Origin of the sequence: Amycolatopsis sp. NPDC021455 (assembly GCF_040640995.1) — a bacterium.
Lineage (GTDB): Bacteria > Actinomycetota > Actinomycetes > Mycobacteriales > Pseudonocardiaceae > Amycolatopsis.
In genome coordinates, this window is sequence record NZ_JBFACT010000131.1 from 1 (window position 1) to 9,414 (window position 9,414).

Annotated in this window: 9 protein-coding genes; 1 reads left to right on the forward strand and 8 read right to left on the reverse strand. The window is 72.7% G+C overall.

The annotated features are described in order from the left end of the window. Positions 1-85 precede the first annotated feature (85 nt). Entirely contained in the window at positions 86-1,249 is a 1,164-nt protein-coding gene (locus tag AB0G28_RS48390; protein ID WP_361106150.1) for an ROK family transcriptional regulator, read from the reverse strand. A 98-nt stretch (positions 1,250-1,347) separates the two neighbouring features. Here AB0G28_RS48390 and xylA point away from each other — a divergent pair, with 98 nt between their 5' ends. After that, a complete protein-coding gene (gene xylA, locus AB0G28_RS48395) occupies positions 1,348-2,496 on the forward strand; it encodes a xylose isomerase (RefSeq protein WP_361106153.1) in 1,149 nt (382 codons plus the stop codon). A 57-nt stretch (positions 2,497-2,553) separates the two neighbouring features. Here the strand turns inward: xylA and AB0G28_RS48400 are convergent, their stop codons facing one another. The 7 genes from AB0G28_RS48400 to AB0G28_RS48430 are packed head-to-tail and all read right to left on the reverse strand — an operon-like array spanning position 2,554 to position 9,183. After that, positions 2,554-3,921 (reverse strand): nucleotide pyrophosphatase/phosphodiesterase family protein, encoded by a 1,368-nt coding sequence (locus AB0G28_RS48400; RefSeq protein WP_361106156.1) that lies wholly within the window; start codon positions 3,919-3,921, stop codon positions 2,554-2,556. Beyond that, positions 3,918-5,045, reverse strand: a complete 1,128-nt coding sequence (gene eboE / locus AB0G28_RS48405) for a metabolite traffic protein EboE (RefSeq protein ID WP_361106159.1) — start codon at positions 5,043-5,045, stop codon at positions 3,918-3,920. Before eboE ends, AB0G28_RS48400 begins: the two co-directional genes overlap by 4 nt. After that, the gene (locus AB0G28_RS48410) at positions 5,042-5,893 is read right to left on the reverse strand and encodes a TatD family hydrolase (RefSeq protein WP_361106162.1); all 852 of its coding nucleotides are present in this window, start codon (positions 5,891-5,893) and stop codon (positions 5,042-5,044) included. Before AB0G28_RS48410 ends, eboE begins: the two co-directional genes overlap by 4 nt. Then, a complete protein-coding gene (locus AB0G28_RS48415) occupies positions 5,893-6,435 on the reverse strand; it encodes an EboA domain-containing protein (protein ID WP_361106165.1) in 543 nt (180 codons plus the stop codon). The genes AB0G28_RS48410 and AB0G28_RS48415 overlap by 1 nt, the downstream gene beginning before the upstream one ends. Beyond that, positions 6,432-7,253, reverse strand: a complete 822-nt coding sequence (locus AB0G28_RS48420; RefSeq protein ID WP_361106168.1) for a sugar phosphate isomerase/epimerase family protein — start codon at positions 7,251-7,253, stop codon at positions 6,432-6,434. Before AB0G28_RS48420 ends, AB0G28_RS48415 begins: the two co-directional genes overlap by 4 nt. Beyond that, positions 7,250-8,077 (reverse strand): SCO3242 family prenyltransferase, encoded by an 828-nt coding sequence (locus tag AB0G28_RS48425; protein ID WP_361106174.1) that lies wholly within the window; start codon positions 8,075-8,077, stop codon positions 7,250-7,252. The genes AB0G28_RS48420 and AB0G28_RS48425 overlap by 4 nt, the downstream gene beginning before the upstream one ends. Beyond that, on the reverse strand, positions 8,074-9,183 hold the full coding sequence (locus tag AB0G28_RS48430) for an inositol-3-phosphate synthase (RefSeq protein ID WP_361106171.1): 1,110 nt from the start codon (positions 9,181-9,183) through the stop codon (positions 8,074-8,076). Before AB0G28_RS48430 ends, AB0G28_RS48425 begins: the two co-directional genes overlap by 4 nt. Positions 9,184-9,414 lie beyond the last annotated feature (231 nt).

Below are 9,414 nucleotides of genomic sequence, written 5' to 3' on the forward strand. Positions count from 1 at the left end.
GCAGATCACCGCGGTGAGCTAGGCCGAAGTCCGTGAAGGCCTCCTTCCCGGCCATAAGAGCCGGGAAGGAGGCCTTCACGGCTTTTCAGGCTTCCTGGGCCCGGGTGACGAACGGCGCCGGGTCGGCCAGGACGCGGTGGACGACCCGGCCCGCCGCGCCGAGGGTGGCCGCGTCACCGCCCAGGCGGGAGGCCGACAGCGCAGGGGGCGCGCCGCGGAGGCCGCCGAGGCGGGCGGCCAGGACCTCCGACACCGGGCCGGACAACCACGGGTACAGCTGCGTGAACACCCCGCCCAGGACGATGCGGTCGAGGTCCAGGAGGTTCACCGCCGACGTCAGGGCGATGCCGAGGGCCCGGCCCGCCGACGCGCACGCCGCGAGCGCCGTCCGGTCGCGTTGCTCCAGAGCGGTCAGCAGAGCCGGTACGGACACGGCGTTTCCCGCCGCCAGCAACGCTTCCTGCCCGGCGTAGGTCTCCAGGCACCCGCTGCCGCCGCAGCTGCACGGCGGCCCGTCCGGCGCCACGACGACGTGGCCCAGCTCGCCGGCCAGGCCGCTCGCGCCGGAGTAGAGCGTGCCGTCGACGACCAGGCCGGCCCCGATGCCGACTTCGCCGGACACGTAAAGGAAGTCGCGTTCGCCGTCGCCGTACCAGAACTCGCCCAGGGCGGCGAGGTTCGCCTCGTTGTCCAGCTCGACCGGGACCGGCAGCCGCAGCAGGTCGGCCGGGCGGACGTCCTGCCAGCCGAGGTTGGGGGCGCTGAACAGGACGCCGTCGCCGACCGGGCCGGACACCGCGAGCACCGCGCCCGCCACCTCCAGCCCGAGCCGGCGGGTCTCCGCGAGGGCTTCGTTCGCCAGGTCCTGCAGCTCCCCCAGCACCTTCTTCGGCCGTGAGCCGCGGTTGTCGCGTTCGCGGCGAGCGGCGAACCGGACCGCGCCGGTGAGGTCGAGCACGCGCACCGCGAGGTAGTCGACGTTGATCTCCAGGCCCATCGACGCCACGCTCGCCCCGCTGAGCACGACCTCCACCCCCGGCCGGCCGCGTTCACCCGCGCGGGCGGGGCCGGTCTCGGCGAGCAGCCCGGCCTCGACCAGGTCGCCGACGAGCTTGCTCACGGTCGATTTGGTCAGCCCGGTGACCTCGGCGAGCGCGGCCCGGGTGAGCGGGCCGCCGCGGCCGACCGCGCCCAGCACGACCTCGAGGTTGCGGGCGCGCATCTCTTCGTGCCGCACGGCCTGCGTCATCGTGACCCTCCTGCGAAGCACTTCAACCGGCCTCTTGACGCCTGGGACCCCTCCGGCGCATATTTAGTCTACAACGTGAACTAAATGAAGGGACAGTCATGAGCGACTACGCTCCCCAGCCGGCCGACAAGTTCACCTTCGGCCTCTGGACCGTGGGCTGGCCGGCGAACGACCCGTTCGGGGTCGCGACGCGGGCGCCGCTGGACCCGGTGGAGAGCGTGCACCGGCTCGCGGAGCTGGGCGCCTACGGCGTGACCTTCCACGACGACGACCTGCTGGCCACCGAGCCGGACCGCGACAAGGCGATCGAGCGGTTCCGCAAGGCGATCGCCGAGACCGGCCTCAAGGTCCCGATGGCCACGACGAACCTGTTCACCCACCCGGTCTTCAAGGACGGCGGCCTGACCAGCAACGACCGCGACATCCGGCGGTACGCGCTGCGGAAGGTGCGCCGCAACCTCGACCTCGCGGCCGAACTGGGCGCCGAGACCTACGTCGTCTGGGGCGGCCGCGAAGGCGCCGAGTCCGACGCCGCCAAGGACGTCCGCGCGGCCCTGGACCGCTACAAGGAGGGCCTCGACCTGCTCGCCGACTACGTCGTCGAGAAGGGCTACAACCTGCGGTTCGCGCTCGAGCCGAAGCCGAACGAGCCGCGCGGCGACATCCTGCTGCCGACGATCGGGCACGCGCTGGGCTTCATCTCCCAGCTCGCGCGGCCGGAGATGTTCGGGCTCAACCCCGAGGTCGGGCACGAGCAGATGGCCGGGCTGAACTTCGTGCACGGCATCTCGCAGGCGCTGTGGCAGGGCAAGCTGTTCCACATCGACCTCAACGGCCAGCACGGCCCGAAGTACGACCAGGACCTGATCTTCGGCCACGGCGACCTCAAGAGCGCGTTCTTCCTGGTCGACCTGCTGGAGAACGGCGGTTACGAGGGCCCGCGGCACTTCGACTACAAGCCGATGCGCACCGAGGACGCCGAGGACGTCTGGGTGTCGGCCGCGGCGAACATGCGGACGTACCTGATCCTCAAGGAGAAGTCGGCGGCGTTCCGGGCCGACCCGGAGGTCGCGGAGGCGCTGGCGGCGTCCCGGGTCACGGACCTCTCGACGCCGACGCTGGCACCGGGCGAGACGTTCGACGACGTCCTGAACGACGAGTTCGACCTCGACGCGGCGGCCGCGCGCGGTTACCACTTCACCCGCCTCAACCAGCTGGCCCTCGAGCACCTGCTCGGCGTCCGCTGATGGTCCGTGAAGGCCCCCTTACCGGCCATAAGAGCCGGTAAGGGGGCCTTCACGGCTTTACGCGAGCCCGGCGGCGGCCAGGAGGAGGTCCTTGACCTCGGTGGCGTGGATCTTTTCGCGGGCCAGGGCCGGGTCCGAGCAGAGGAACACCGGGCCGTCCTCGGGCGAGTCCGGCAGGCGGCCGTGGCTGCCGCGCACCGGGGCCGGGTCGAGCGGGACGACCTGCATCGAGTACCGCAGGCCGAGCTTCTTGCGGGCCAGCGCCGACGCCGCCTTCAGCTTCACCATCGGATCGTTCGGGTCGAAGAACAGCTCGGCCGGGTCGTAGCCGGGCTTGCGGTGGATCTCGACGGTCTTCGCGAAGTCCGGCGCGCGGTCGTCGCTCAGCCAGTAGTAGTAGGTGAACCAGGCGTCCGGCTCGGCGATCGCCACCAGCTCGCCGGCCCGTTCGTGGTCGATGCCGATTCCCGCCTGTCCGGCGCGGTCGAGGACGACGTCCACTCCGGACAGTCCGGCCACGATGTCGCGCACCCGCGGGAGGTCCGCCGGGTCGGCGACGTAGACGTGCGCGACCTGGTGGTCGGCCACCGCGAACGCCCGGGACGTCCACGGGTCCAGGTACTCCATGCCCGCCTGGACGTACACGTTCAGCAGGCCCGCGCGGCGCAGCGCCCGGTTGACGTCGACCGGCCGGCTCGCGTTGGTGATGCCGTACTCCGAGAGCGCGACGACGGTGTGGCCGCCCGCGGCCGCCTGCTCCAGCAGCGGCTTCAGCGCGGTGTCGATCTCCCGCGCGGCCGCCGCGGCCTGGGGCGCGTCGGGGCCGAAGCGCTGCAGGTCGTAGTCGAGGTGCGGGATGTAGACGAGCGTGGTGTCCGGCTTGTCCTCGGCCAGGATCTTCCGCGCCGCGGCGATGATCCACTGCGACGACGTGATCGACGCCGTCGGGCCCCAGTAGGTGAACAGCGGGAACTCGCCGAGATCGCCGACCAGCCGGTCGTGCAGCTGAGGCGGGTAGGTGTAGGCGTCGGGGGACTTCTTGCCGTCGGCGTGGTAGATCGGCCGCGGGGTGACCGTCAGGTCGGTGTCCGCGCCCATCGCGTACCACCAGCAGACGTTGGCGACCTTGTGCCCCGGTTGGGCCCGGCGGGCCGCGTCCCAGAACTTGTCCCCCTGGACCAGTTTGTTGTGCTGGCGCCAGAGGAAGATCTCCCCGAGGTCGCGGAAGTACCAGCCGTTGCCGACGATGCCGTGCTCCGCGGGGGTCAGCCCGGTGAGGAACGTCGACTGCACCGAGCAGGTGACCGCCGGGAACACGGTGTCCAGCTGCGCGGTGAAGCCGGGCTCGGCCATCTTGCGCAGGTGCGGCATGTGCGGCAGCAGCCGCGGGGTCAGCCCGACGACGTCGAGGACCAGCAAGCTCATTCCGAAACCTCTTCCAGGCCAAGGGTGATCAGTTCTCGCCGGGTCCAGTCCAGCTCGGCCGCGATGCCCGCGACCAGCCCGGCGTCGTCGGCGGGTGCGTCCGGGAGCACCTGCCAGGTGTAGGTCTCGACCTCGACGTGGTCGGTGCGCGCGGTTTCCCCGCCGAACAGCTCGGCGAGGGTCCCGGCCAGCACCGGCCGGGTCGACGTCAGCGGCGGCGCCGGGTCGGCGTGCAGCGGCACGTGGAAGTGCACCCGCCACGGGGACTCGCCCGGCAGGCCGCCGGCCAGCGCGAGGTCGAGGTCGTCGGCACCGGGTGGAGCGCCTTCGTTGCTCTGGTGCAGGAACCGGGGCTCCACAAAGGACTCCAGTACCGACCGTGTCGACGGATCGGCCGGGTCCGCGGCTTCCAACGCGGCCGACGCCTGGAGTTTGACGACGTCCAGCCCGGCGGCTTCGAGACGCCCCAACGCGGCCGCCGGCTCCTCGAACCCGACCGCGAGGTGGCACGTGTCGAGGCAGACGCCCAGCCAGTCCTTGTCCACTTCGGACAGCAGCGACGCCGCCTGCGCGGTCGTCTCGATGACGCACCCCGGTTCCGGTTCGAACGCCACGCGCACCGGGCGATCCTGCTCCGCCAGCCCCTTGGCGAGCACGTCCAGCTGGCGACAGTCACCCCGCCATTCCGTGCGCCAGCCGAGCGGCAGGGTCGAGACGCTGCCGCGCACGGCGTCGTCCGGCATCAGCTCGGCGAGCAACCGCGCCAAGTCGAGGGTGTAGCGCGTCCGTTCGGGCGTGGCCCAGTCCGGCCGGTACACCTTGTGCTTGACGACCGGGTCGTGGAAGCCCTGGTACGGGAACCCGTTGAAGGTTACGACCTCCAGGCCGCGCGCGGTCAGTTCACGGCGGAGCCTGCCGGCCGCGGCCGGGTCGGCGATCAGCTCGGCCGCCACCGGCCGCGCCAGCCAGAGGCCGAGCCCGAGCCGGTCCACGCCGAGGCGTTCCCGGACCGGCTCGCCGAAGCGGGCCAGCTGGGCGAGCACGCCGTCGAGGTCCTCGGCCTGGTGCACGTTGGTGCAGTAGGCGAGGTGGACGAGCGAGCCGTCGCGGTGCCGGAACCTCACTTGCGCGCCCCTCGCAGGATCGAGTTGCCCGCGAACTCCGCTTCCGGAGCCTCGCCCTCAAGCGAAAGCCGCCCGCTCTGCCCGTAGAACTCGACGGGGTTGCGCCACAGCACCCGGTCGACGTCGTCCTCGGTGAACCCGGCGGCGAGCATCGCGTCGCCGGTCTTGCGGGTCTTGAGCGGGTCGCTCTTGCCCCAGTCCGCCGCCGAGTTCACCAGCACCCGCTCCGGGCCGTACTCGCGCAGGATCGCGACCATCCGGTCTTCGTCCATCTTCGTGTCCGGATAGATCGAGAACCCCAGCCAGCACCCGGATTCCTTGACCATGCGCACGGTCACCTCGTTGAGGTGGTCGAGCACCACGCGCTCCGGCGCGATGCCGGACTCGCGGACGACGGCGATGCTGCGCTCGGTCCCCGCGGCCTTGTCGCGGTGCGGGGTGTGCACCAGCGCGGGCAGGTCGTGGTCGATCGCCAGGGCGAGCTGCGCGGCGAACGCCTTGTCCTCGTCGGCCGTCATCGAGTCGTAGCCGATCTCGCCGACCGCGACGACGCCGTCCTTCTCCAGGTACCGCGGCAGGACGTCGAGCACCGGGAAGCAGCGCGGGTCGTTGGCCTCCTTGGGGTTGAGCGCGATCGTGCAGTGGTGGGCGATGCCGAACTGGCTCGCGCGGAACGGCTCCCAGCCGACCAGGGCGTCGAAGTAGTCGGTGAAGCTGCCGACGTTCGTGCGGGGCTGGCCCAGCCAGAACGCCGGTTCGACGAGCGCGCGGACCCCGGCGGCGTGCATCGCCGCGTAGTCGTCGGTGGTCCGGGAGCTCATGTGGATGTGGGGATCGAAGATGCGCATCAGGCGTCCTGTTCCAGTAGCGGGAGGAGGTCGGCGGGCACTTCGCGGCCCGCGGCGGTGCGCTCGGCGGCGAACGACCGCAGCATGCGCCGCAGCTCGTCGTCGGCCCGGCGGTCGAGCCCGGCCACGCCGGCCAGCGGGATGCCCATGAAGACGCACTTGAGGACGCCGTGGCGGTACGCGGCGTCGTCGAGGTGCGTGGCGGCGTACTCGCCCATCGCCGCGGCGACGAGCCGGGTGTCGTTGGTGCGCAGGGCGTCCGCGACCAGTTCGAGCCCGGCCTCTCCGGTGTCCACCACGGACAGTCCATAGAGGACGGCTCGCTTCTCCGCGGCGTCGCCGTAGCGGTAGAGATCGGGCATTTCCGCGGCCGCACCCGGCGCCGCTTCGAGCAGGCGGACGCGGGCCACGTCGTCGACCGTCCGGCCCGGGACGTCCGACGGCCCGCGGCCGCAGCGGCGGCCGACGGCCGGGAACAGCGTGCGCAACGCCGTGGCGTCTTCGGCGACCTTGGCCAGGGCTTCGTCGAGCCAGGCGTTCACGCGGTCACCGCCTTGCGCAGGAACTCCAGGGACTCGCGGGCGATCCGCGGTGCCGCGTGACTGTCCCGGGGCAGTTCCACCGCGACGAGCCCGGTGTAGGGCGCCAGCGCCTCGAGGACCGGCGGGAATTCGATTTCTCCGGCGCCGAATTCGAGGTGCTCGTGCGTGCCGCGGCGCATGTCGTCGATCTGGACGTTCACCAGCCGCGGCAACGCCCGCCGCACGCAGTCGGGCACGGACGCGGACTCGTTGCACCGGCAGTGCCCGATGTCCAGCGTCAGCCCGAACCGTTCCGGGTCGCCGAGCCGGCGCGCCAGCTCGAAGTAGCCGTCGAGGTCTTCGACGAACATGCCCGGTTCGGGTTCGAAGCCCAGCTTGACGTCGTGCTCGTCGGCCGCCTTGAGCACGTCGGCGCAGCCGTCGGCCAAGTGGCCCCAGGCGTCCTCAGTGGACAGATCGGCCGGCTTGTTGCCGCTCCAGAAGGACACGGCCTCCGCCCCGAGATCGGCGGCGATCTCGACCGCCCGGGTGAGGAACTCGATCCGGCGCGCGCGATCGGGGTCGAGGAACGTCGGCGAGTGCTTGCGCCACGGGTCCAGCAGGAACCGCGCGCCCGTCTCGATCACGACGGCGAGGCCCAGCCGGTCCAGTTCGCCGGCCAGGTCCGCGACACGGCGGGCGAGGTCGGGCGCGAACGGATCGAGGTGCTGGTGGTCCAGCGTCAGCGCGACGCCGTCGTAGCCCAGGTCGGCGAGGACGCGCAGGGCGTCCCCGAGGCGGTGGTTGGCGAAGCCGTTGGTGCCGTATCCGAACCTCATGTCGGCGACACCTTCCGGCTCAGCGCCCGCGCGATCGGGAACGCGGCGGCCACGGCCAGCGCCGAGCGCCACGCGCCGGTCCGCGCGATCAGCCCGGCCTGCAGCGGGATCATGCCGTGGATCCCGGCGCCCACCGCCCGGCGGATCTTCGGCGCGGCCGGGTCGCGGACGGCGTCGAACTGCGCCCGCCCGGTCGTCACCGCGTAGGTGCCGAGCAGCGCCGAGGCCAGCGGGCCGACGCGGCCGGCGGCGACCCGCACCCCGGCCGTCGCGGCCAGGGTGGCGGCGGGCAGCGCGGGCTTCGCACCGTCCACTTCGGACCGCGACAACGTCGTCACGGCGTAGGTGTGCGCCCCGACGGTCAACGCCGCCGGCACGGCCGCGCGGGCACCGCCGGCCCCGAGCAGGACGTCGAGGCTCCGCGCCGCGGCCATCGCGGCCGGGCCGAACACGGTCTCCTTGAGCACGAAGTCGTACGCCCAGACGGTCGCGGCCAGCGGCAGCGCGACCCGCAGCGCCCGGCGTCCGCCGGCGGCCGCGGCGATGCCCAGCCCGCCCGCGGTGAGCCCGGTGGCCACGCCGAGCGCGGTCGACGGCTTGACCCGGCCCGACGGGATCGGCCGCTCGGGCCGTTCCATCGCGTCGAGGTGCCGGTCGGCGTAGTCGTTGAGCGCCATGCCCGCCCAGTAGATGCAGACGGACGCGCCGGTCAGCGCCAGGGTGCGGCGGCCGAACGGCCAGCCCGACGCGGCGGCCCCGGCGACGGCGTCGCCGGGCACGGTCAGCGCGGCGGGCGCGCGGACGAGTTCGACGAGCGCCTTCACCGGTGCGCCCACTCACGCAGCGCGGCGTACTGCGACGCGAGGTCGTGCGGCCCGTCGCCGGCGGGGTCCTTGAAGAAGAACCCGAACTCGGCCACCGGACCGGCGACGCCGTCGCGGCAGGCCTTGCCGGTCAGCCGGGCGAGGTCGAGCACCAGCGGCGCGGCGAGCGCGGAGTCGCAGCCCTGCCAGGTGAGCTGCAGCGTCATCCGGGTGCCGAGGAAGCCCTCGAACAGCACGTGGTCCCAGGCGGTCTTCCAGTCGCCGAGGGCGGGCACGTAGTCGATGTGCACCTCGCCGTCGACCTCCCGGCCCAGGTTCTGGGCCAGTACCTGCTGCTTGGACGCGTTCTTGCTGGCCGCGGCCCCGGGGTCGGCCAGCGTGGCGCCGTCACCGCCGCCGAGCAGGTTCGTGCCGGACCAGGACAGGACGTTCAGCGCGCGCTGGGCGAACATCGGCGCCAGCACCGACCGCAGCAGCGTCTCGCCGGTCTTGCCGTCCCGGCCCGCGTACGGCAGCCCCGCGGTGCGGGCCAGCTCGTCGAGCGCGGGCAGCCGCGCGCCCGTGGAAGGGGTGAAGTCGACAAAGCCACAACCCGCGCGGAAGGCGGCGTAGGCGTACAGCGCGCTCGGCGGCAAGGTGTCGAGCGCACCCTCCAGCTCGGCGAGGGACTCGTGCGCCGGGTGCGGCGCGCACGGCGGCTCCGTGGAGGAGACGTTCACGACGACGACGTGGTCCAGCCCCGCCCGGAAGGCGGTCAGGTCCGCGACGATCCGGTCGACCGCCGCCCGGCCGCCCTCGGCGGGTGCCGGCCGCAGCCGGGCTTCGGCCGCTTCCAGCTCGGCGGCCACCGCGGCGGGCAGCGTCGACGGCAGCACCCCCGCCGCGGCCAGCTGCTCGGCCCGCTTGACCAGCGGCGTGTCCACCACGTCGTGGCCGGCGAAGACCAGGTCTTCCAGGCCGGGCAGGCCGGCCCCGGCGAAGTCCGGCAGCTCGGTCACGCACCCCGTGCGCGCGGCCAGTCCCGCGCGCATGGCGGCGGCCCCGGCGATGGCCGTCGTGGCCACCGATCCGCGGGCACCGACCAGCCAGACACCGATCTTCCCCATCGTTCCTCCACTACTCCCAGTTCGGCCGCGCCGGCCGCCCCCGGTCTGACGCGGTTCCGTGCCCTGCTGCGCGGCCGCAGAACGACGGCGTGCAGGTGCCCCACCAGGACTACATCGCTACACACGATCGAGTGTTTCCACTCGGCGTCCACCAAACGGAGGGTGTGTGTCGGCCACACGGAAGAGCGGGCCGTCGCCGGGCATGCGCCCCAATGTGGCGTTCGGTGCGTT